This window comes from Brevibacterium aurantiacum (assembly GCF_900169065.1).
GTDB classification, from domain to species: domain Bacteria; phylum Actinomycetota; class Actinomycetes; order Actinomycetales; family Brevibacteriaceae; genus Brevibacterium; species Brevibacterium aurantiacum.
Map to the genome: position 1 here is coordinate 1 of NZ_FXZB01000035.1, position 21127 is coordinate 21127.

The window sequence follows — 21127 nt, forward strand, 5'->3', positions numbered from 1 at the left end:
GTCCACGTCGAGGTCTTTCGGATGGGCAGTGTGAGAACTTCCATCATCGGAAGACCTCGACGTCTATCCGGGTAGCGACTCGCTCTGTTTGAAATTCATCGGTATACACTCTCGTTTGCGAAGAGCCGGTTATTCCAACCCCAGCGCACGGCGCATCGGAGCGAATTTGGCTTCGGTCTCGGCCACCTCGGCGAGGGGATCCGAATCGGGCATGATGCCCGCACCGGCGAACAGGCGGATCCGATTGCGATCCTCGAGCTGTCCGCAGCGCAGGGCGATGCCGAACTGTCCGTTGCCGCGATCGTCCATCCAGCCGACCGGTCCCGAATACCGACCGCGATCGAGCGGCTCCAGCTCATCCACGTGTGCGACCGCGCTGGCCTGCGGGTATCCGCCCACAGCCGCGGTCGGGTGCACGGCCGCGGCGATGTCCAGGGCATTGAGGCAGGAGTCCTCGGGCAGGTGCGCCGAGGCGTCGGAGGCCGAATGGATGACATTGGCCAATGGCAGCAGGTGCGGTCGCTCGTCGACGCTGACATCGTCGGCGACAGAGCTGAGACTGCGCTGCAGGGAGGCGATCGCGAAGGCGTGCTCGGTGCTGTCTTTGTGCGCGCTCAGCAGCTTCCTGGCTGCCGGCATCTCCGAAGTCGGGTCGTTCTCCACTCGATACGTGCCCGCGAGCACGCGCGAGGTCACGCGGGCGTTCTCCACCCCGATGAGCAGCTCTGGGGTGGAGCCGATGAGACCCGCGACATCGAAGGTCCAGCAGCTGGGGTAGCTGCGGTTGAGCTCACCCAGCACGGACCGCACATCGATGTCATCGTCGGAGGTAACCAGCTCGTCCCGGGCCAGCACGATCTTGCGCAGCGTGGAATCCTCGGTGAAGGGGTCCACCTCGGCGGAGTCTCCGACGGGGGTGAGCATCTGCGAGACCTTGGCGACCAGGTCCGCCCACGAGGAGCTGTCGAGATCACCGGGGGAGGACGTCGCCGAGGTGACTCGGCGCAGCGGTTCGGACTTGAGCACCGGCGGGACAGGGGTCGCGCCCTCAGTGATGATCGATGTCATCCAGACGCGACCACCTCGGCGTCCGAGGACGAATTCGGGGACGTGGATGAGGGAATCGACCTCGGACTCTCCCGAGTAGGCGACGGTGGCGAAGCACATGAGTCCCGAGCCGAGCAGGTCGACCTCGTCCTCGATGCTCGCGGCATCCGTGATGGCCTTCCATGCCTTGGAGAGCTCGGTGAAGCGGTCGCTGCCGCGGGCGCGGATGCGCAGTGTGCGGCCGAAGCCGATGAGACCCGAGGTGTCGCGAACCCAGCAGGAGAACGCCGAGGTGGGCAGGAGTTCCAGCGTCTCCTCGACGGAGGTGGGAAGCCCGGATTCGAAGGGGAAGCCCGGGCCCGGCTCGACGTCGTCGACGAAGCGAGAGCTCACGTGCAGGCGCGGGGGCGCGGTGCAGATGTCAGAGGTGCTGAAGGTCGTAGTCATTTCAGCCCCACTCTAGTCCAGAAAATCGTCGCATCCGCCCCAGCGAATTCGCCGAAGTGGACTGACTGTGGCGAGTTCCACACGGCGAACAGCAGGGAAAACGGCCCGCGAATTCGCCCCCGGGTTCAGGTGTTGAGACAATGGTGGAATGAACCGTGCTCAGCTGGACAAGCAGCCCGACGACGTCGCGTCGATGTTCGATGACGTCGCCTCCCGCTACGACCTCACCAACGACGTGCTCACCTTCGGCCTGGCGCGCACCTGGCGCCGGACTGTCGCACATTCGGTGGCTGCCGGCCCCGGCGAACGTGTCCTCGATCTCGCGGCCGGGACGGGAACGTCATCGATGACGTTCACCCATCACGGCGCCGAGGTGGTCGCCGGCGACATCTCACAGGGCATGCTCTCCGAAGGGCGCCGCAGACACCCCAAGATCGACTTCATCTACGCCGATGCGATGGACCTGCCGTTCTCCGATGCCAGCTTCGACGTCGTCACCATCTCCTTCGGCATCCGCAACGTCAATGACGTGGACACCGCGTTGGCAGAGATGCTGCGCGTGCTCAAGCCCGGTGGCCGACTCATCATCTGCGAGTTCTCGACTCCGACGTTCGACCCCTTCAGCCTCGTCTACAAGGAATACCTGATGCGGGCCCTGCCCGCCGTGGCGAAGGCCGTGTCCTCGAACCCCGAGGCCTACGTCTACCTCGCAGAATCGATCCGCGCCTGGCCTGACCAGGACGAATTCGCTCAGCAGATCCTCGGCGCCGGCTTCGACCAGGTCAAGCATCGCAACCTCACAGGCGGAATCGTCGCCGTCCACCACGCCCTCAAGCCGTGAACGAATTCTCCGCCGAGGTCATCGTCGTCGGGGCGGGCCCTGCCGGATCGGCCATCGGCGCCTACCTCGCGCAGGCCGGCCATGAGGTCATCATCCTGGAGAAATCCGGGTTTCCCCGCGACAAGATCTGCGGCGACGCCCTGACCCCGCGCGCGGTCAAAGAGGTCGGCTACCTGGGCATGGCGACCCCTGAATCCGAGGGGTGGCACAAGAACCGAGGACTGCGCCTCATCGGCGGCGGGCACCGCTTGGAGATCGACTGGCCCGATATCGACGGCACCCCGAACTTCGGGCTGACGAAGCCGCGGATGGGCATGGACGAGGCATTCGCCCGTCACGCCCAGCGCAGCGGTGCCAGGCTGTTCGAGCAGGTCAAGGCCATGTCCCCGGACATCGGCGAGGACGGCTGGATTCAGGGCGTCCACGCCTCCGGCACCGACCATCGTGGTCGCAGGGTGGGTCCCGAGGCGCACTTCAGCGCCCCGATCGTCATCGCCGCCGACGGAGTCTCCTCGCGCCTGGCAGTGGCCATGGGCTTGGAGAAGCGCGACGACCGACCGATGGGTGTGGCGGTGCGTGCCTACCATTCCTCACCGAGGCATGCCGACGACTACATCGAGAGCTGGGTCGAGATGCGCTCGCGCAATTCGGCGGGCGAGTCCGAGGTTCTGCCCGGCTACGGCTGGCTCTTCCCGCTGGGCGACGGCACGATCAACATCGGTGCCGGCCTGCTGGACTCCTCACCTCAGTTCGGTTCCGTCGACTTCCGCACCATGATGGGGCAGTGGATCGCGGACATGGGACACGAGTGGGGCATCGACGAGACCACCTCGTTGGGGCCGATCAAGTCCGCGGCGCTGCCGATGGCCTTCAACCGCACCCCGCACTTCCACAAGGGGCTCCTGCTCGTCGGCGATTCGGGTGGGATGGTCAACCCTTTCAACGGCGAGGGCATCGACTATGCCCTCGAGTCCGCTCGTCTGGCCGCCGAGGTGATCTCCACCTATTCCCGCTACCCGAAGCATGTGATGCGGGAGAAACTGCAGGAATACCCGGCGCTCGTGGGTGACTCCCTGGGCGGCTACTTCACTCTGGGACGCGTTTTTTCCGCCATTATCGGCCACCCTGCACTCATGCAGTTCGGAATCAAGTACGGTATGGGTGTTGACGTTGTGATGGAATTCGTCGTGAAATTGTTGGCGAACCTCTACCGCGACCCGAAGGTCTCTGAGGCTGATCTCATCGACCGGGTGATTTCAGCTCTCACCCGAATCGTGCCGGCCACCAGCAATGCCTGAGCCAAGCAGCGACTACAACACTGACTACGATGAATGACGAGGACATGAGCCACCTAGCCTCTCCGGCGACTTTTATTGGTGCCGATGCCCAGCTTGCGGCGGATATCTCCACACAGTTGGAAGCCGTCGAGCGCAGGCTCTACGAAGTGACCGAGCAGACACGGAAGCTGCCGGACACCACCTCCAAACATCTCCTCGCGGCCGGCGGCAAACGCGCCCGCCCCAACCTGCTGCTGCTCACCGCCCGCCTCGGCGAGGCGAACCGCGATGCGATCATCGATGCGGCCGTTGCCGTGGAGCTCATTCACTTGGCCTCCCTGTACCACGACGATGTGATGGACGATGCTCCAGTGCGCCGTGGTGCACCTGCCGCGCACGAGGTGTGGGGCAATTCCGTGGCCATCCTCACCGGCGATCTCCTGTTCTCAAAGGCCTCCGGTGTCACCGCGAAACTGGGTCCCGAGGCTGTGCGGGTCCAGGCCGAGACCTTCGAACGTCTCGTCCTCGGTCAGCTCAACGAATTCGCCGGTCCGCCGGAGGACACGGATGCGATTGAGCACTACATTCAGGTGCTCGCGGACAAGACCGGATCCCTCATCGCCACCTCGGCGCAGTTCGGGGTCATGTTCTCACAAGCGGATCAGGCCCTGGCCGAGCCCGTGCGGATCTTCGGTGAACGCGTCGGCATCGCCTTCCAACTCGCCGATGACATCATCGATCTGACGACCACCTCGTCGGTGTCGGGCAAGACTCCGGGCACTGACCTGCGCGAACGCGTTCCCACACTGCCGGTGCTCTACGTCCGCGCCGCCGCAGCCGACGGTGACGCGACCGCCGCCGAGGTGGTCGAACTTCTGGATGCGGATCTGAGTTCGGATGAGGCCCTCGAATCCGCCCGTGCCGCTCTGGCTGCCCACCCGGTGACGGCCCGAGCCCGCGCCGAGGCGGTTCGCTGGGCTGACGATGCGAAGGCCGCTCTGGCACCGCTGCCCGACGGAGTGGTCAAGGAATCACTGTTCACGTTCGCTGATTCTGTAGTCACCCGCAGCGCCTGACCATGTCGGATACGGTCCGGGCTCAGCCGCTTGAGGCCCCCCCCATCGGCGGCGTCTGACTCCGGTCGATTGGATCGGTCTTGGCGTCCTCGTGCTCTTCCTCGTGGTGGGGCTGAGCTGGTCGAAGTGGATGCCTTACTGGGACAAGGCCTGGACGCTGAGCCAGACATCGGTCTGGGACGGCAGTCCGCTCTTCGAAGCCGCTGGGGAGACGTTCTCCCTGTCCGGAGCCTGGGACTTCACGCTCGTGTACTTCACCGCCGTGTGGAAAGCACTGCTCGTGGCGCTCGTGGTGGCTGCTGCCATCGACGCGCTGGTGCCGCGCGATTGGCTGCGGCGTGTGATGAATCGTCGTAGCCACACCAGTCAGTCGCTCGTCGGCGCGGCGATGTCGCTGCCGTCGATGATGTGCACCTGCTGCGCGGCTCCGGTGACTGCCGGCCTGCGCGGTTCGGGTGTCAGGCGCAGCGCTGCCTTGGCGTACTGGGTGGGCAACCCGCTGCTCAACCCCGCTGTTCTGATCTTCCTCGCGCTGATTCTGCCCTGGCAGTTCGTCCTCACCCGCCTCGTGGTCGGACTCCTCATCGTCGTCGGAGCCAGTGCCCTCATCGGCCGTTGGATCAAGGGGCGCGCCGAGGTGGTCCCTGAGCAGAGTCTTGAACCGACCAGGTTCTCCGCCCTTCCCGTGCGCTACCTGCGGTCGCTGTCGAAATTCACCCTCATCCTCGTGCCCGAGCACCTGGCCCTGGTCTTCATCGTCGGACTCATCAGTCCGTGGCTCTCGGGTGTCTACGGTCTCGAAGCACAGGTCGGTGGATTCGCGGTGCTCATCGCCGCACTCGTGGGCTCGCTTCTGGTGATCCCGACCGGCGGCGAGATCCCGATCATCCTTGCATTGTCGGCGGTCGGAGTGGGCGCGGGCGTGACCGGCGCACTGCTGATCGTGCTTCCGGCACTGAGCATTCCCTCGATGGTCATGGTCGGAAAGTCCCTAGGATGGCGCACCACCACCGCCATGGGAACGGCGGTGGCTCTCGGCGGAGTGCTCTCCGGCGCGGTGCTCGTGCTCGGCAGCTGAGGTTAGAGCCGAGATGCTCAGCTCAAATCAGACAGTCAGTCGTCGCAGGGTGAGATACGAACCAGCGGCGAAGACAACACAGGCTCCCAATGCCCAGAGTGTCAGCCCCATGCTCTGCATGTCAGCGAACCACGTCCAGACCTGTGGCCATGCCGTATTGAGGCTGATGAGTGCGGCACCGCCCAACAGGGCGAGGGCGATGACGAGCAGAGCAGTCGTGAGGATGAGTACGCCGAAGCGCTTGAGGACAATGGCGAACCAGAATCCGAGAATGAACGTGAGCATGGTGAGGACGAAATAGGTCAGTCCCGCCGCCAACGGACCCCCGACCCAGACCCACGGCAGATAAGCGAAGTATCCGTTGATGCCATAGCCGTCGGTGGCCTGTTCGACGAGACCGAGGAACATGAACACGACAGAGATTCCGACTGCGCTGATGCCCGCTGCAACCAGCGATCCGAGATAGAACTCGCGTCGAGTCAGGCTCATCGCCTGTGAGAAGTAGAAGGTCCGATTCATCGCCTGCGCGCCGACGACTGCAAAATACCAGAGGGGTGCTTGCGATCCGCCGCTGTACATCGGTCCTTCGACACCGGAAGCGGAGATGATCCAATAGATCAGGAGGGTGATCAGCCAGACTCCGCCGAGAACTAGGACGGGCATCCAGACGAAGGTCTGAGTGTTCATGAACTGGAACCTGACGACCCCGAGTGTTCGGCTTCTCGGTCGAGCTGGTGTTTGAATGTCGAACGATTGCGCTGTCGTGGTCATGACTGAAGACTCCTGATGTCTGTGTCTGCATGCTGGGATTCGTCAGCTCCCTGGGTCGTGCGCACAATGAGCTGCTGCAATGAGACAGGAGTGAGGTCTAAGTCTGCCTCGGCGATGAACGCACGGTCGGTTTCGGAAAGGCGACCGAGGACGGTCGCCGAGGTCACGCGCCCCAAGGTCTCACGGTGGACGACCTCTCGGCCGGCGACGAGGCGCTGAACCTGCTCAGCATCTCCGGCGATGTTGACCGCACGGTTGCGTGCCTCGTCGGTGGACTCATCCATGATGATCCGACCGCGGTCGATGACGATGACATTCTCGATGAGGTCCGCCACTTCGTCGATGAGATGACTCGACAGGATTATGGTTCGCGGGCACTCCGCATAATCACTGATGAGGCGGTCGTAGAACGTCTGCCTGGCGACGGCGTCGAAGCCGAGGTACGGCTCATCGAAGAAGGTGATCTCCGCACGGGATGCCAGTCCGATGATCACGCCGATTGCCGACTGCTGCCCTCGGGAGAGCTTCTTGATCGGTGTCTTCAGGGGAAGGCGGAAGTCGTCGATGAGGTCCTCAGCGAGGGGCTGATCCCAGCGGGGGAAGAAGAGGCGGGCAGAGGCAAGAGCGTGTTGTGCATTGGAGTCCTCGGGATATTTCTGACTCTCGCGGACGAAGCACATCCGATTGAGAACGCGTGAATTCTCGTAAGGATGCTCTCCGAAGATCTCGACATCGCCGCTGGTAGCGAAGTTCTGGGCGGTGAGGATGGACATCAAGGTTGTCTTGCCAGCACCGTTGCGGCCGAGGAGACCGTAGATCGAGTCCTCTTCAATCGAAAGATTGACGTTGTCGAGGGCGGTGGACTGCTTGTACTTCTTGGTGAGGTCGCGTGTGTCGATGACGGAGGCCATCTTCTATCCCTTCGCGGTGGTCTGGTCCAAGCTGTGTGACGTGCCGGATTCTTGCGAACGCTCGGCGATGAGGGCGATGATTTCATCGCGGTTGAGCCCGAGCCTGCTGGCTTCAGAGAGCAGCGGTGCGATGAAATTGTCCGAGAAGGTGGTCCTGTATTCGTTGATGAGGATCGTTCGGGCCCCTTCCTTCACGAACATTCCGATGCCGCGACGCTTTTCGAGGACGCCCTTGGCTACGAGCTGGTTCACTCCCTTGGCCGCCGTTGCGGGGTTGATCGAGTAGAAGCTTGAGAGCTCGTTGGTCGAGGGTGCTCGAGACAATTCGGGCAGGGTGCCGTTGATGATCGAATCTTCGACCTGTTCGGCGATCTGTGCGAACAGTGGTTTGGCTTCGTCGATCACATCAGCTCCATGTGTGTTGGTTAGTTACTCAACTAACTAACCATGGAACCGGGTGCGGCGTCAAGAGTTTTGTCTTCTAGGAGCGTGGTTAGAGCCTGCGGCGGCTCTGGCGGATCAGGTCGGTGCAGAGCAGCAGCACGGCGATCCAGATGACGCAGAAGCCGACCCACCGCGTCATCGACATCGACTCTCCGAGGATGTAGACACCGGTGATGAACTGCATCGTCGGCGTGATGTACTGCAGCATGCCCACCCACGACAGTGGAATCCTTCGGGCCGCCGCACTGAAGAGGATGAGCGGAATCGCCGTCGCCGGACCCGTGATGAGGATGATGATGACATGGCCGGCGCCGAGGCCGGTGAACGTCGAGAGCCCCATCGCCCCGAGGATCAGCAGGTAGGCGGCGCTGGGGATGGCCAGTACGGCAGACTCGATCGTCATTCCCTCCAAGGCCCCGACTTGATTGCCGACCTTGTTCTTCACCAGGCCGTAGAGTCCGAAGGAGATTGCCACTGTGAACGAGAGGTACGGCATTCGGCCGAGTCCGAGGCCGACGATGATGACGGCGATGAGTCCGAATCCGGCCGCCGTCCACTGCAGGGGGCGCAGCTTCTCACCGAGGAAGATGACACCCAGCCCGATGGAGATGAGCGGGTTGAGGTAGTAGCCCAGCGACACCTCGACGAGGTGGCCGGTTTCGACTCCGTAGATGAACGCCGTCCAGTTGATGGCGATGAGCACAGCGGCCAAGGTCAGCATCCAGAAGGTGCGACCGGACCGGACGACCTGCCAGGTGCGTGCGAATCCGCCGGTGAAGACCAGGAGGACGGCACAGAAGAGCAGAGACCAGACGACGCGATGTGAGACGAGTTCCAGGGCCCCGGTCGGCGTCGCGGCGGCGAACAGCAGGGGGATGAGCCCCCACAGCAGGTAGGCGGAGAGGCCGTTGATCAGACCGGCACGGCGGAAGGCGTTCTCATCGGGGGCTGAATTTGCGATCACACACAGAGTCTAGTGAGCCGCAGCAGCCTGCCCGACCACGGGTGTCGTCGGGCCACCGGTAGCAGGGGCATCAGCCCAAGGAAGGGCGTCGTCGGCTCTGGCGGACCATGTCCGTGCACAGCAGGATGACGGCGATCCAGATGATGAGGAATCCGATCCACCTCGTCGTTGACATCGCCTCACCGAAGAGCGCGACGCCGAGGATGAACTGCATCGTCGGGGCAATGTACTGCAGCATTCCCACCCAGGACAGAGGGATTCGCCTGGCGGCCGCGCCGAAGAGGATGAGCGGAATCGCAGTCAGAGGTCCTGTGGCCAGGAGCAGGACGACGTGCCAGGGCCCGAAGCCGATGAATGTGCCCTCGCCCTGCGCGGCGAGGTAGGCGAGGAAGGCAAGACTGGGAACGGTGAGCACGGCCGTCTCGACGGTCATGCCTTCGAGAGCACCGACCTTCCCACCGACCTTGTTCTTAACCAGGCCGTAGAGACCGAAGGAGACGGCCACGGTGAGCGCCAGGTAGGGGAAGCGTCCGATCCCGAGGCCGACCACGATGACGGCGACCGCGCCGAATCCGACCGCGGCCCATTGCAGCGGGCGCAGCTTCTCCTTGAGGAAGATGACACCGAGTCCGATCGAAATGAGCGGATTGAGGTAGTAACCCAGTGAGATCTCGACGAGGCGGCCCGTTTCGATGCCGTAGACGTAGGTCGTCCAGTTCACGGCGATGAGCACGGATGCCAGGGCAAGCAGCCAGAAGGTCTTTCCCGAGCGCATCACCAGCCAGGTGCGGGCGAAGCCCTTGGCGAAGAAGAGGAGGATGGCGCAGAAGATCAGCGACCAGATAATCCGATGGGCGACGATTTCGAGCGCGCCGGTCGGTGCCGCGGCGGCGAAGAGCAGGGGAATGAGGCCCCAGATGATGTAGGCGGTGGTTCCGTATCCCAAGCCGACGCGGCGAAAGGCAGATTCTTCAGGTGCAGAGGCGTTCACAGGCCGAGTCTAGGCAACTCACAGGGCGCTGGTGATTGCGACTGCTGTCTGAGATGCGGCCGAGAGTCGGGATGCGAGTTTCGTCACGTGTTTGTTAGGAGGTCCTTCATTGCCGATACAATCGGAGATGACTTACTAGAGAGGTGTGAGAATGACGCGTCCCTTCCGTGTGGCTATTGTGGGTGCCGGTCCTGCCGGGATCTATGCGGCCGATCTGCTGACCAAGGCTGAGCGTGACTTCGAGGTCAGCATCGACCTCTTCGAACGTCTGCCGACTCCGTTCGGACTCGTCCGCTACGGTGTGGCTCCGGATCATCCGCGGATCAAGGGCATCATCAACGCTCTCATCAAGGTCCTCGACCGCGGTGATATCCGCCTGTTCTCCAACGTGGAGTACGGCGTCGACATCAAGCTGGAAGAGCTGACCGACCGTTACGACGCAGTGATCTTCTCCACCGGCTGCTTCATCGATGCCTCGCTGAATCTTCCCGGAGTCGATCTCCCCGGTTCCTACGGTGCCGCCGATTTCGTCAACTGGTACGACTCGCATCCTGATGTGGGCCAGACGTGGCCGCTGGATGCTGAGAAGGTTGCGGTCATCGGCAACGGCAACGTGGCCCTCGACGTGGCCCGGGTGCTGGCGAAGCAGGCCGATGACATGCACACCACCGAGATTCCTGACCACGTCTACGAAGGCCTGAAGTCCTCAAAGGTCACTGACGTGCACGTGTTCGGTCGGCGTGGTCCGGCGCAGGCGAAGTTCACGCCCCTTGAGCTCCGTGAGCTGGGGCATGTGAAGGACGTCGACATCATCGTCTACCCCGAGGACTACGAGTTCGATGAGGGCTCGCTGGCCGCGATCGAGTCGAACAACCAGACCAAACAGGTCGCGAAGACTCTGACCGACTTCACGATGCGTGAGCCTGTCGGTGCCAAGCGTCGTCTGCACCTGCACTTCCTCCATTCCCCGGTCGCCATCCTCGGCGAGGACAAGGTCACGGGGCTGCGCACGGAACGGATGGAGCTCGACGGCAAGGGCGGAGCAGCCGGCACCGGCACCTTCCACGATTGGGAGATCGACGCCGTGTACCGAGCAATCGGGTATGCGGGCACGGCACTTCCGCAGCTGCCGTTCGACTCAGGCAAGGGAGTCATTCCGAACCATGAGGGCCGCGTCGTCGATGCAGAAGCGCAAGCAGCCTCTGCCGATGCAGACGTGGTGCAGGGCGTGTACACGACCGGCTGGATCAAGCGCGGACCCGTCGGCCTGATCGGCCACACCAAGGGCGACGCCCTGGAGACGATCGGCCACATCCTCGATGACCGCGCCGCCGGAGCGCTGACAGAGCCCGTCTACCCGGATGACTCTGCGATCGTCGAACTGCTCGAATCCAAGGGCGTCGACTACGTGGATTGGGAAGGCTACCACCGTGTGGAGACCGCCGAGAAGGCTCTCGGTGAGGCCGAAGGCCGCGAGCGTGTGAAGATTGCGACCCGCGAGGGCATGCTGGCCGAGGCTCGCAGCCATCTGCAGGCGGAAGCCGCCAGTCAGCCAGCCTCCGGGCACTGATTCCGACGAACTCTGGTTCCGACAAACTCTGAGTTCGACAGGCACTCGACACAGAAATCTGCGAGCGCGTCACCGTAACGGTGGCGCGCTCGTGGTTTGATGGGAGCAATGACGATCCCTGTGACAGAGGAGGAACGGTGAGTGCGGATTCGGCGATGAGGGAAGTGGTCTCGCAGGCCTATGCGCAGCGCCGTGACGCCTGGGAATCTGCCGCCGTGCGGATCAAGCACTGGCTCAAGCAGCAGCAGAAGGGTCTGCTGAAGAACAAGGACATCTCTCGCCTCGACGTCGACGGGCATCGAATCAAAGATCCGGCTCGCACTTTGGCGAAGCTCGTCGAGAAGGCGGCCGATGATCCCGATCTGCGGGTCTCGACACCTCAGGACGTGGAGAATCACATTCGCGACATCGTCGGAGTCAAGGTGCTGTGCAAATCACCGCGCGACCAGAAGATGATGTTCGACTCTCTGACGGACCCCCAGCAGCTCGGCGCCTTCGCTCTCATCGAGCAGAAGAACTACGTCGACCCACCGAAGCCAAGCGGCTACCGGGCCTGCCACGTGACGCTGCAGATCCCCTCCGATCAGGGGGAGCCTGTCTTTGCGGAGATCCAGGTCAAGACCAGGTTGCAGGACGCATGGGGCGAACTGACTCACGAAGATATGTACAAACCGGGCGCGGCGATGAAGCCCAGTGAGCTGCACGGTGAGTTTGCCCGCGCAATGGCGAACATGCTCGCCACGGTCGATGACATGGCCGACACCCTCGCCGTTGAGCTCTCTGCTCTGACGAATCCGGATCTAGACACCACCGTCCCCTCCGCTGCCGATGACACGATAGAGGTCAAGGTGAGGGCGACAGGACCGAAGTACGCACTGGCGGTCGACGGTGACGGTCGTCAGGGTCTCATTCCTGCATTTGCGGTTCGCAAACTCAGTGACTCCAAGGGCACGATCAAGGTCAATGACTTCATCAGTGTCGATGATCGCCTGCGAGCCACCGTCGAAGAGGATTCGAAGGGTCTCTACTACATCCCGATGGCATTGCCCTGAGGCTCAGTTTCGGCATCGGTACATTTATGGAGCGTCTGCTTCATAAATAATTATGGAGCAGACGTTCTACAATGCAAGTGTGGAAGCGAATAACCGCGGACGACCTCCCGAGTTCGATCGAGCCTGGGCCGTGCTCGAGGCCGCACGACTGTTCTGGCGCCTCGGCTACAGCGGAACGTCGACCCGGGACCTGAGCTCGGCGATCGGGATCTCGACCTCGAGCCTCTACTCGGCATTCGGCAGCAAGGCCGGACTGTTCGGCGAATCCGTTCGGGTCTACGCCCGGCGGTACACGGAACTGTACGAAAAGGCCGTCGCTGCACAGTCCATCAGAACCGTCGTCGATGAGCTGCTGAGGTCCTCGGTCATCGAGTTCACCCAGCCGCCGGACTCACACCCTGGCTGTCTCATCACCAGCGCAGTCATGTCAGAGGTTCCGGCGACGCGAAAGACGCGTGGAGACATCACCACCATGTTGACGAAGAACGAACGCCTCCTCCGCGACCGCGTCACCACGGCGATCGATGAGGGCGAGATCCTGGGAGGAACCGACGCTGATGCCGTCGCTGGATTTGTGCAGGCGAACTGGCATGGTCTGGCCGCCCAGGCGAAACACGGTGTGAGACGCAACGAGCTGCTGCGGGTCGCCGGTTTCGCGCAGCGGGCGATGTGGTCGACTTACTCGAGATGAGGCATGCGCCTTGGCCAGAGCCTTCACCTCAGCGACCTTCGCCTCGGCGACATCTTCCTCGGCGGGGCAGGCCCGGGCTGAGTCGGCAGCCGGCAGATCGGCATCGGGTGACACCGGTTGGGGAATCAGCAGCAGCGACGTCGAGGTGGAGACGCTGAGCGATTCGCGACCAAGGCACTGCAGGACCGACAGGCTGGTCGGCAGGTCGTCTGCCAGAACGCTGCGAGCGTCGATGACACCGGCGACGAGGTGGACCGACGCCGGAGTCTCCGCGGCAATGCGGACGATGTAGTCCGGATCGATCGCGCGGGTAGCCGCGGAGACATCCACACCAAGGGCATCGATGCCCGAATGTGCCAGCGCAGGCAATCCTCCTCGCAGGCTTCCGTGTGGAGCGGTGACGAAGATCTGCGGGCGCGTGTTCGCCCTGCTCAGGGTGGCATAGGCACGGGAGGCCGCCTCGGCGAGCTCGGTGTCGGAGTGCTCGTCGACATCGGTCGTAAGGGCAGGTTCGTCCAACTGGACCCAGTCGACCCCGGCAGCAGCAAGAATGCTGATGACGTCGACGTAGGCGGTGGTGAGTTCGTCGAGCCGCTCGAACGCCGAGGTGCCTGTGCCTGGGCTCGTCTGCGCCAGTGCCAGCAGGGTCACAGGACCGATGAGGACAGGTCGGATCGTGTGACCGGCGGCTTTGGCCTCCGCTACGAGCGAGAGCAGATGCTGGGGGCGGGCCCTGAACCGGGTGGAGTCCTCGAGCTCCGGGGCAAAGGGCACTTGTTGCCCCATGCCTCGTGCCGCAGCGAAGTATTCGTCGACGTCGAAGTCGGTGCCGGTCGGCTCTGATGCGACGAGCCCGACGCTTAAGGCAGTGTCGAGGACATGGTCGTAGTGGGTGTAGGAGGCGGGGATCGAATAGTCCTCGTCCAAACCAAGTACTCGCAGGTGACTGTAGGTGTTCAACCGCAGGGAGTGCATGGACTGTGAGAACGCCTCGGCATCGAGGCGGCCGGCCCAATAGTCCTTAAGCGCTTTTGTCTGCTCACAGTTCGGGCCAAGGTGCGTATAGCCGGTGATGGTGGCTGTGGGGAATGTGCTGAGCATGCCGCCATACTGCCGCCGGGTTCGGGTCGGTGACGGTGGGGGGGAGACCATCGCTGTCACCTGCCGTCATGACCAGGTCACACAGCGACTCGAACAGTCAGCCAGTGACTTGCTGCGTCATGACGGCAGAAGCGACGACTCAGCGACAGCGACGATTCAGCGACAGCGACGACTCAGCGGTAGTTGACGAACTGCAGGTCGAGATCGAGGTCCTTGCCCTTGAGCAGGGAGATGACCTCCTGCAGGTCATCGCGCTTCTTCGAGCTCACGCGCAGCTCCTCACCCTGGATCTGCGATTTCACGCCCTTGGGGCCTTCGTCGCGGATGTACTTCGAGATCTTCTTCGCGTTGTCCTTGTCGATGCCTTCCTTGAGGCTCGCATCGATGCGGTACTCCTTGCCCGATGGGTAGGGCTCGCCGTCGTCGAGGGACTTCAGGGAGATGCCGCGCTTGACCAGCTTCGACTGGAAGACGTCGAGGATCGCCTTCACCCGGTCCTCGCTGACGGCCTTCATCTGAATCGCTTCACCGGTCCACGCGATCGAGGCATCGGTGCCGCGGAAGTCGTAGCGGGAATTGATCTCTTTGGCCGCCTGGTTCAAGGCATTGTCGGCTTCCTGCCGGTCGACCTTGCTGACGACGTCGAATGAGGATTCGCTGGCCATGAATGCTCCTTGTGTGGTGAGAGGATGGACGGGTATCTGGTCACCGAGTGTAGTCGAGACGCATAATTGTGACCTGCGTCTATCGAGTTGGTGATTCGGGGGTCGTGCTTGTAGTATTTTCAAGTGCTCATCGAGCACACACTGCGGCAGATTGCCCGAGCGGCCAAAGGGAGCTGACTGTAAATCAGCCGGCATTGCCTTCGAAGGTTCGAATCCTTCATCTGCCACGCAGACGGAAGAAGCCCTGTGATCATCACCTGATCACAGGGCTTCTTCGCATTCACCCCCATTGCGCAGCCCCGGCCACCTCTATAGCGTGGAGACACGTGGCCAGGACAATGGAGGCACCGCCATGACTGAGGATGAGGCTCCTCGCCGGATCAGCTCGCTCGAAGACCGGAACGCGATCGTCGAATCCGCGCTGGACAAGGCCATCAGACGCGGCGATTTCGACGACCTGCCCGGTCTGGGCAAGCCCCTGTCCGGTCTCCACAACTCGGAAGATCCCGACTGGTGGATCAAGCAGAAGATGGACAGCGAAGACATGAGCGGCGTCGCCCCGGCCGCCTTCCAGCTGCGCAAGGAGAACGCGGTCCTCGAAGACACCCTCGATGCGTTCTCAAAGGAGGCCGACGTCCGCGCCTATCTCGCCGGCTTCAACGATCGAGTCCGGGCCGCCATCATGGACCTGCGGGAGGGCCCACCCGTCTTCACCCCGCCCCGCAAGGTCGAGGACGAGGTCGCGGCCTGGCGCCAACGCCGAAGCGCGAAGACTGCATTAGCGACGAACCCGCCCCCGACTCCGACGGATGGTCGGGATCAGGAGCGGGAACGACCGCCTCGGCGATGGTGGCAGCGGAAGCGGAGCTAGCGCTGGGTGCGCAGGCGTTCGAGTGCCAGGTGGGCCAGCAGCGCCGCCTGATCACCGAGCACGGAGTCGTCGAAGATGACGAAGGGGGAGTGGTTGTCTCCCTGCCGTTCCTCGGGCACGTCCGTGCGTTTGGCGCCGAGCATCATATACGTGCCCGGAACCTCGTGCAGGACGAATGAGAAGTCCTCACTGGGCATGATCGGGTGTGCGGAGACCTCCACCCGATCCTCACCCAGCAGGCCGCGGACCTGGTCAAGAGTCCATTCGGTCTCCACCCCGTCGTTGACGGTCACGGGGTACTGCACTTGGAAATCCACCTCGGCGGTGCATCCGTGAGCCTCCGCGATGCCCCTGGCCAGCTGCTTCGACTGGGCACGCACAATGTCCAGCGACTCCTGGGACAGGGTGCGCACGGTGGCGCCGAGGCTCGCCGAAGCGGGGATGACGTTGACAGCATCACCCGCCTGCAGCTGTGTCACGGACAAAGCGATCGGGTCGAAGGTGCTGATGCGTCGGCTGACCATGTTCTGCAGGGCTGTGACGAGCTCGGCCAGGGCAGGGACCGGATCGATCGCCGACTGCGGCTGGGATCCGTGACCCCCGCGCCCGTGGAGGGTGATATTGAGGACGTTGGACCCGGCCTGCAGGGGCCCCGCCTTTGTCGAGACGACACCCTTGGCTCCCATATGGACGTGGGCTCCGTAGGCCGCGATCACTCGAGGCCCGGCGGCGTCGAGGACACCCTCCTTGATCATCACCGAGGCGCCGTTATATCCCTCCTCACCGGGCTGGAACATGAAGACGACGTCGCCGGCGAGCTCGGCGCGGTGCGCATGCAGCAGCTCGACAGCGCCCACGAGGCCTGCGGTGTGCAGGTCGTGACCGCAGGCGTGCATGTTCGCATTCGCCGAGGTGAACGGTTCGTCTGTCTGCTCCTGAATGGGCAGTGCGTCCATGTCCCCGCGCAGGAGGACAGCTGGTGCATCCGCGGGCTTCTGCGGATGAGTGCCACGCAGGACCGCCACCACCGAGGTGGTCTCAACTCCCGTACTGATCTCCAGATCGAGGCCCTCGAGGGCGGCGAGAACTGCAGCCTGCGTGTGCGGCAGGTCGAGGCCCACCTCGGGGTCGGCATGCAGCCGCCGGCGCAGATCCTGCAGCTGCGGCAGCAGAGTGTTCGCTTCGGTGAGGAGGGCGCTCACAGCATGCCGACCAGAACGCTGGCGATCACGACCGAGCCGGCACTGACCGAGGTGAAGCCGCCGACGAGCATCGGCGGCAGCATGACATTGAGAAGGGCTTCCTTCTCATCGTCATCGCGGGCGATGGAGCGTGCGACCTCGTTGGTCAGCAGATAGTCGGCAGGGAAGCCGTACATGGCAGTCAGCGCCACCGACATTCCCAGTGGGGCCTTCCAGCGCAGCAGCTTCGTGGCGATGAAGCCGCCGACGACGATGCCGATGCCGCCGACGATGAGGATCGAGATGGTGGGCAGGAACGCGTTGATGACGTCCTGCACCGACGCCGAGACCAGCGGGGCCATGACGATTGCGATCACGCCGGACATGGCGATGCCGAAGGAGTTCGACCGTTCCATCGCCTTGTCCGGGGACAGGCCGATTGCGGTGGCGGCGATGCCGAGGATGAGAGCGAGGATCGATGACGGGATGTGCGTCGGGACGGCCAGCAGTGTCGCGATGGAGCCGCCGACGAGGATGAGGAAGAGCATGAACAGCTGGTTGTCGACGAGGAACGCCGGCAGTGTGACGAGCTTCTTCTTCGTGGCGGCCTCTGCCTCGTCTTCGTGGTGAGCGGCAGCGAGTTCGTGGAGTTCGCCGCTGTCGCGCAGGTTCTTGGCGTAGCGACGGAGCAGGAAATTCGTCATCGGCATCGACGGCAGGGACTGCAGCATGAGCACGAGAGCCGGGAGAACGATGATCGCCGAGGCGGCTCCGGACGCTGTCAGGCCCTCGGTTGTGAGGCTGGTGGCGACGATGCCGCCGGCCAGGGGCCCGGAACCGGCCACGGAGGTCTCGAACCCGAAGATGGGCGCGATGATGAGGAAGATGAGGCCGACGGCGACCGCCATCCCGGACAGTGCGATGACCACTGAACGCCATTGCTTGAGCATCACCCGGAGCGGAATGAGCGTACCCATGTGGAAGAGCAGCGGAGCGACGAGAATCGTGTAGACCTGGACCAGCATCGAGTCATCGATGACGGTTTCCGGGACGATGCCGATCTTGGCGAAGATGAAGATGCCCAGCATCGCCACGAGGAGACTGGGGACTCGGGCCTTGGACCAGATCGAGACCAATTCGCCGACGGCGATGAAGCCGAGCACGATCGCGGCAGCGTAGATGCCTTCCATAGCGATCCTTTCAAAGGTGGTAGGTGGAGCATGAGTGCGGTCGTCACATCCATGACAGTGAGGATATGAAGTAGCTCACAGAGAGTACGTTATTGCCTGTTCTGTCCCGGTGCCTATGTGCTTCTCAGCATTCAAGATATTGAAAATGCTTCACGGCGGGCGAATTGAGACGAGAACTGGTGCAGGGCATAGGCTGGACGTATGAGCTTTCTGCAGTTCCTGCACGAACGAGGAATCACCGAACGACCAGGGTCGTCCAAGCGCCCCCTGGTGATCGCCCACCGCGGCTATTCCGCGGTGGCCCCGGAGAACAGTCTCGCCGCGGTGGATGCCGCCCGCGCCCTCGACGTGGACTTCATCGAAGTCGACACCTCCACGAGCGCCGATGGGGTTCCGGTCATCCTCCACGACCCCGACCTCGACAGGACCACGAATCGCAAGGGTCCGGTGGCCAATCTGACCGCGGAGGAGCTGTCCTTCGTCGACGCCGGCTCGTGGATGGGGCCGGGATTCACCGGAGTTCGGATTCCCACGCTGGCGGCCGTCATGCGAGATATCCAGCACCGAGGTGGTGAGCTGCTCCTCGAGCTCAAGGGGGAGTGGTCCTCCGGAGCGGTGGCCCAGATCTCAGAGCTCGTCGTCGAGACCGGCACTGCCGATCGGATGGTCGTGCAGTCGTTCAACACAGAGACCCTCGCCGCCTGCAGAGACATGCTGCCGATGGTGTCGCGGTTCCTTCTGCGCATGGTTCCACGCCCCGAGGACATCGAGACCGCACGGGCACTGGGCGCCGTTGCGATCAATCCTTCATACAAGGGATTCTCCATGCGCAGGTCCGTGGTCACCGAGATTCGGGACAACGACCTGGGCGTCTTCGTCTGGACGGCCGATTCCATGAACGAGTGGCGCGAACTCCTCGACGCCGAGGTTGATGGCATCATCACCAACCACCCGGGGCGTCTGCAGGGTTTTCTGGCGGGTCGCTTTGACCCAGTGAAGTGAACTTCCGTGATCTGTGAGTGACGTCACTGAACGCCGATTTGCCCTCGCTGCGCGAAGCCGTGTAAATTCTTACCTGTTGCCCCGATAGCTCAGTCGGTAGAGCATCTCCATGGTAAGGAGAAGGTCAAGGGTTCGAATCCCTTTCGGGGCTCTCGTGCCGCTTAAATGCGGCGCTGGGGCGGGGTAGCTCAGCTGGTTAGAGCGCACGACTCATAATCGTGAGGTCGGGAGATCGAGCCTCCCTCCCGCTACGCCTGAAGAACCTCCATCCATTGGGTGGGGGTTCTTCTCATTCACGAGTTCACCCAGTAGCTCCGCCAGTGAAATGTCGAGTGCATTCGCGATCATCATCAGCTCTGGGGCTGTAAATGGTAGGGCTCCGCGGAGCCGCTTCGACACTGCTGACTGGCCAACCCCCAACAGTTCTGCAAGCCAGAGCTGCTTCAGCCCGCGACGGGCGAGCCAGGCTCTCACCTCGCTACTGACTTTTAAGTTGGCTGTTCGCTCCAGGTCAATGGCTGGTTCGAATGATGTAGTCATGTAGCAATTCTATCTCTTCCGTGGACTTGCACATAGTCTCTGGGAGAAAAATATTCGGCACGGGACATTTTTAGCTTGCAGAATAGTCCTTTGAGGACTACCGTCGTCCCCATGAGCTATCAAGTGGTCCTGAGGGGCAATATCAAAGCAGCCATGGCGCGTCGCGATTGGCTAGGCCAGAAAACTGCAGAATCTATTGGTCTGACTGCAGCAACCTTTTCGTCTCGACTCCACGGCCGCACGGAGTGGAGGATGAACGAACTCGTCGATCTTGCGAAGGCACTCGACGTTCCGTTCACCCGGCTGGTCGAGGGAATTGATTCTGAGCTGGCGGTGACGGCATGAGCACCGATCTCGTGAGCCACTTCTCAGCAGATGAGGCACGGGAGCTCACCGACGAACTAAGAGCCGATTACGGAGCACTCCAAGTGAAAATCTCGGCCGCGTGGCGAGGCAGGATTTGGATTGCTCTGAATTACGAATCCTGGCAGGACTACCTCGATGAAGAATTCCGAGATGTAAGTTTGCGGCCACCTAAGGAGCTCGAAGAGCAGGTAATCGCAGAACTGAGGGCTGCAGGGATGAGCACTCGAGGCATTGCATCAGCCACAGATCTAAGCCAACCAACGGTAGTCCGACGATTGAACGAACCACGTGATTCAAATGAATCACCTGAACCTGATGAGCCAGTTATCGGTTTGGACGGGAAACAATACGATCGCGAACGACCTCCTAAGCCGACGTCCGCGCCAAATCTGGCGAGGGAGAACATCGTTGACGCGGAAATCGTCGAGGATGACCACCCCACCGACTACGACCTTGTCTCATCGTCCGGTCTTGAACCGGCGTCGGTGAATCTCAGCGAGTCGAGTAACACTCCTGGCCGTGAGCACGTGGTCCGTGCAATCCGGGAACTCCACTACGGAGCAGCTGCACCGTTGCCGATGGTGAAGAAACAGTCCAAGCTGCTCGAGGTTGCGTTCAGTGGGGGAGTCTCCGACCTCGGAACGCTCGAGGGGGACAAGGTCGAAGACCTCGGCCGGGACGTCGCCGACGCACTCGGGGTCCTCTCTGACCTGCTCTCGGCAATGGCCACACAGCCGGCCCCGACGTTTCAGGCCGCGCTGACTCATTCGGACACCGTCGGGTCGATGAAGAAGACCATGACGAACCTCCAAGTCATCGCCCGGAGTCGGTCATGATGGCACTCAAAGTTCGTGGACCCTCCGTTGGTGGACCCTCAATCGAGGCATGGGCAAACGATCAACCGTTCTCAACGATTCTGGTCGTTGGTCTGGCGCTTGCCGTTGTCTTTGCGGTGATCGGGTTCGGAGTCATTATGGTCGGTCGCCTAAATTCCCGCGCAGGTCTGAGTGGGACAGGGAGCGATCTGATATCCCTCTACGCTTACGCTGCT

Annotated in this window: 21 protein-coding genes, 3 tRNA genes and 1 pseudogene; 14 read left to right on the forward strand and 11 right to left on the reverse strand. The window is 62.5% G+C overall.

Annotation, left to right across the window (positions count from 1 at the left end; genetic code table 11):
* Window positions 1-129: 129 nt before the first annotated feature.
* A complete protein-coding gene (locus BAUR9175_RS17495) occupies window positions 130-1494 on the reverse strand; it encodes an isochorismate synthase (protein WP_096158410.1) in 1365 nt (454 codons plus the stop codon).
* A 148-nt stretch (window positions 1495-1642) separates the two neighbouring features.
* Here BAUR9175_RS17495 and BAUR9175_RS17500 point away from each other — a divergent pair, with 148 nt between their 5' ends.
* The 4 genes from BAUR9175_RS17500 (at window position 1643) to BAUR9175_RS17515 (ending at window position 5766) form a co-directional block, all read left to right on the forward strand.
* Window positions 1643-2335: a demethylmenaquinone methyltransferase gene (locus tag BAUR9175_RS17500; protein ID WP_009882894.1), complete on the forward strand. Its 693-nt coding sequence runs from the start codon at window positions 1643-1645 to the stop codon at window positions 2333-2335.
* Window positions 2332-3633, forward strand: a complete 1302-nt coding sequence (locus tag BAUR9175_RS17505) for a geranylgeranyl reductase family protein (RefSeq protein ID WP_009882892.1) — start codon at window positions 2332-2334, stop codon at window positions 3631-3633. The genes BAUR9175_RS17500 and BAUR9175_RS17505 overlap by 4 nt, the downstream gene beginning before the upstream one ends.
* A gap of 29 nt (window positions 3634-3662) precedes the next feature.
* Window positions 3663-4688 carry a polyprenyl synthetase family protein gene (locus BAUR9175_RS17510; RefSeq protein ID WP_371860640.1) on the forward strand — a complete coding sequence of 342 codons (1026 nt, stop codon included), beginning with the start codon at window positions 3663-3665 and terminating at the stop codon, window positions 4686-4688.
* Between the two features lie 91 nt (window positions 4689-4779).
* Entirely contained in the window at window positions 4780-5766 is a 987-nt protein-coding gene (locus tag BAUR9175_RS17515) for a permease (RefSeq protein WP_257944367.1), read from the forward strand.
* A 27-nt stretch (window positions 5767-5793) separates the two neighbouring features.
* Here the strand turns inward: BAUR9175_RS17515 and BAUR9175_RS17520 are convergent, their stop codons facing one another.
* From BAUR9175_RS17520 to rarD (BAUR9175_RS17540), 5 genes are all read right to left on the reverse strand, one after another.
* Complete coding sequence (locus BAUR9175_RS17520) at window positions 5794-6453, reverse strand: hypothetical protein (protein ID WP_226823992.1); 660 nt, start codon at window positions 6451-6453, stop codon at window positions 5794-5796.
* An 80-nt stretch (window positions 6454-6533) separates the two neighbouring features.
* Window positions 6534-7448, reverse strand: a complete 915-nt coding sequence (locus BAUR9175_RS17525) for an ABC transporter ATP-binding protein (protein WP_101584744.1) — start codon at window positions 7446-7448, stop codon at window positions 6534-6536.
* 3 nt (window positions 7449-7451) lie between these two features.
* Window positions 7452-7853, reverse strand: coding sequence for a GntR family transcriptional regulator (locus tag BAUR9175_RS17530; RefSeq protein WP_069599708.1), 402 nt, complete (start codon window positions 7851-7853; stop codon window positions 7452-7454).
* Window positions 7854-7941: 88 nt separating this feature from the next.
* Complete coding sequence (rarD, locus tag BAUR9175_RS17535) at window positions 7942-8856, reverse strand: EamA family transporter RarD (RefSeq protein WP_101584746.1); 915 nt, start codon at window positions 8854-8856, stop codon at window positions 7942-7944.
* A 70-nt stretch (window positions 8857-8926) separates the two neighbouring features.
* Window positions 8927-9847: an EamA family transporter RarD gene (gene rarD / locus BAUR9175_RS17540; RefSeq protein WP_180959275.1), complete on the reverse strand. Its 921-nt coding sequence runs from the start codon at window positions 9845-9847 to the stop codon at window positions 8927-8929.
* Between the two features lie 151 nt (window positions 9848-9998).
* Between rarD (BAUR9175_RS17540) and BAUR9175_RS17545 the strand changes: the two genes are divergently transcribed.
* From BAUR9175_RS17545 to BAUR9175_RS19990, 3 genes are all read left to right on the forward strand, one after another.
* Complete coding sequence (locus BAUR9175_RS17545; RefSeq protein ID WP_009882884.1) at window positions 9999-11417, forward strand: FAD-dependent oxidoreductase; 1419 nt, start codon at window positions 9999-10001, stop codon at window positions 11415-11417.
* Between the two features lie 137 nt (window positions 11418-11554).
* On the forward strand, window positions 11555-12469 hold the full coding sequence (locus tag BAUR9175_RS17550) for a GTP pyrophosphokinase (protein WP_009882882.1): 915 nt from the start codon (window positions 11555-11557) through the stop codon (window positions 12467-12469).
* Window positions 12470-12521: 52 nt separating this feature from the next.
* Window positions 12522-13160, forward strand: a complete 639-nt coding sequence (locus BAUR9175_RS19990; protein ID WP_180959276.1) for a TetR/AcrR family transcriptional regulator — start codon at window positions 12522-12524, stop codon at window positions 13158-13160.
* A 183-nt stretch (window positions 13161-13343) separates the two neighbouring features.
* Here the strand turns inward: BAUR9175_RS19990 and BAUR9175_RS19805 are convergent.
* Window positions 13344-14312: pseudogene (locus tag BAUR9175_RS19805) on the reverse strand (5-methyltetrahydropteroyltriglutamate--homocysteine S-methyltransferase); the annotation flags it as partial.
* 122 nt (window positions 14313-14434) lie between these two features.
* Window positions 14435-14926, reverse strand: a complete 492-nt coding sequence (locus BAUR9175_RS19450; protein ID WP_009882879.1) for a YajQ family cyclic di-GMP-binding protein — start codon at window positions 14924-14926, stop codon at window positions 14435-14437.
* Window positions 14927-15071: 145 nt separating this feature from the next.
* Here BAUR9175_RS19450 and BAUR9175_RS17565 point away from each other — a divergent pair.
* Window positions 15072-15153 (forward strand) — tRNA-Tyr (locus tag BAUR9175_RS17565).
* A gap of 125 nt (window positions 15154-15278) precedes the next feature.
* Complete coding sequence (locus BAUR9175_RS17570; RefSeq protein WP_101584750.1) at window positions 15279-15797, forward strand: DnaJ family domain-containing protein; 519 nt, start codon at window positions 15279-15281, stop codon at window positions 15795-15797.
* On the opposite strand, the gene BAUR9175_RS17575 is transcribed toward BAUR9175_RS17570, so the two are convergent.
* Together BAUR9175_RS17575 and BAUR9175_RS17580 are read right to left on the reverse strand one after the other, a co-directional pair.
* The gene (locus BAUR9175_RS17575; RefSeq protein WP_096168652.1) at window positions 15794-16999 is read right to left on the reverse strand and encodes a M20 metallopeptidase family protein; all 1206 of its coding nucleotides are present in this window, start codon (window positions 16997-16999) and stop codon (window positions 15794-15796) included. The two genes, BAUR9175_RS17570 and BAUR9175_RS17575, sit on opposite strands and share 4 nt — an antisense overlap.
* The gene (locus BAUR9175_RS17580; RefSeq protein ID WP_096163121.1) at window positions 16996-18168 is read right to left on the reverse strand and encodes a hypothetical protein; all 1173 of its coding nucleotides are present in this window, start codon (window positions 18166-18168) and stop codon (window positions 16996-16998) included. Before BAUR9175_RS17580 ends, BAUR9175_RS17575 begins: the two co-directional genes overlap by 4 nt.
* A 201-nt stretch (window positions 18169-18369) precedes the next feature.
* On the opposite strand from BAUR9175_RS17580, the gene BAUR9175_RS17585 reads away from it, so the two are divergent.
* From BAUR9175_RS17585 to BAUR9175_RS17595, 3 genes are all read left to right on the forward strand, one after another.
* Complete coding sequence (locus BAUR9175_RS17585) at window positions 18370-19170, forward strand: glycerophosphodiester phosphodiesterase (RefSeq protein WP_009882871.1); 801 nt, start codon at window positions 18370-18372, stop codon at window positions 19168-19170.
* Window positions 19171-19248: 78 nt separating this feature from the next.
* Window positions 19249-19321, forward strand: a tRNA-Thr gene (locus BAUR9175_RS17590).
* Window positions 19322-19347: 26 nt separating this feature from the next.
* A tRNA-Met gene (locus tag BAUR9175_RS17595) sits at window positions 19348-19421 on the forward strand.
* Here the strand turns inward: BAUR9175_RS17595 and BAUR9175_RS19995 are convergent.
* The gene (locus BAUR9175_RS19995; RefSeq protein ID WP_096168656.1) at window positions 19381-19710 is read right to left on the reverse strand and encodes a helix-turn-helix domain-containing protein; all 330 of its coding nucleotides are present in this window, start codon (window positions 19708-19710) and stop codon (window positions 19381-19383) included. The genes BAUR9175_RS17595 and BAUR9175_RS19995 overlap by 41 nt on opposite strands.
* A 111-nt stretch (window positions 19711-19821) precedes the next feature.
* Between BAUR9175_RS19995 and BAUR9175_RS19240 the strand changes: the two genes are divergently transcribed.
* Entirely contained in the window at window positions 19822-20055 is a 234-nt protein-coding gene (locus tag BAUR9175_RS19240; protein WP_125178020.1) for a helix-turn-helix domain-containing protein, read from the forward strand.
* On the forward strand, window positions 20052-20912 hold the full coding sequence (locus tag BAUR9175_RS19245; RefSeq protein ID WP_125178021.1) for a hypothetical protein: 861 nt from the start codon (window positions 20052-20054) through the stop codon (window positions 20910-20912). Before BAUR9175_RS19240 ends, BAUR9175_RS19245 begins: the two co-directional genes overlap by 4 nt.
* Window positions 20913-21127: the final 215 nt, after the last annotated feature.

What these genes read in the sequence shown, in the direction of transcription:
- BAUR9175_RS17495 (WP_096158410.1), bottom strand. Translation starts at nt 1,494, where the DNA reads ATGACTACGACCTTCAGCACCTCTGACATCTGCACCGCGCCCCCGCGC.
- BAUR9175_RS17500 (WP_009882894.1), top strand. Translation starts at nt 1,643, where the DNA reads ATGAACCGTGCTCAGCTGGACAAGCAGCCCGACGACGTCGCGTCGATG.
- BAUR9175_RS17510 (WP_371860640.1), top strand. Translation starts at nt 3,663, where the DNA reads ATGAATGACGAGGACATGAGCCACCTAGCCTCTCCGGCGACTTTTATT.
- BAUR9175_RS17520 (WP_226823992.1), bottom strand. Translation starts at nt 6,453, where the DNA reads ATGAACACTCAGACCTTCGTCTGGATGCCCGTCCTAGTTCTCGGCGGA.
- BAUR9175_RS17525 (WP_101584744.1), bottom strand. Translation starts at nt 7,448, where the DNA reads ATGGCCTCCGTCATCGACACACGCGACCTCACCAAGAAGTACAAGCAG.
- BAUR9175_RS17545 (WP_009882884.1), top strand. Translation starts at nt 9,999, where the DNA reads ATGACGCGTCCCTTCCGTGTGGCTATTGTGGGTGCCGGTCCTGCCGGG.
- BAUR9175_RS19990 (WP_180959276.1), top strand. Translation starts at nt 12,522, where the DNA reads ATGGAGCAGACGTTCTACAATGCAAGTGTGGAAGCGAATAACCGCGGA.
- BAUR9175_RS19450 (WP_009882879.1), bottom strand. Translation starts at nt 14,926, where the DNA reads ATGGCCAGCGAATCCTCATTCGACGTCGTCAGCAAGGTCGACCGGCAG.
- BAUR9175_RS17570 (WP_101584750.1), top strand. Translation starts at nt 15,279, where the DNA reads ATGACTGAGGATGAGGCTCCTCGCCGGATCAGCTCGCTCGAAGACCGG.
- BAUR9175_RS17580 (WP_096163121.1), bottom strand. Translation starts at nt 18,168, where the DNA reads ATGGAAGGCATCTACGCTGCCGCGATCGTGCTCGGCTTCATCGCCGTC.
- BAUR9175_RS17585 (WP_009882871.1), top strand. Translation starts at nt 18,370, where the DNA reads ATGAGCTTTCTGCAGTTCCTGCACGAACGAGGAATCACCGAACGACCA.
- BAUR9175_RS19995 (WP_096168656.1), bottom strand. Translation starts at nt 19,710, where the DNA reads ATGACTACATCATTCGAACCAGCCATTGACCTGGAGCGAACAGCCAAC.
- BAUR9175_RS19240 (WP_125178020.1), top strand. Translation starts at nt 19,822, where the DNA reads ATGAGCTATCAAGTGGTCCTGAGGGGCAATATCAAAGCAGCCATGGCG.
- BAUR9175_RS19245 (WP_125178021.1), top strand. Translation starts at nt 20,052, where the DNA reads ATGAGCACCGATCTCGTGAGCCACTTCTCAGCAGATGAGGCACGGGAG.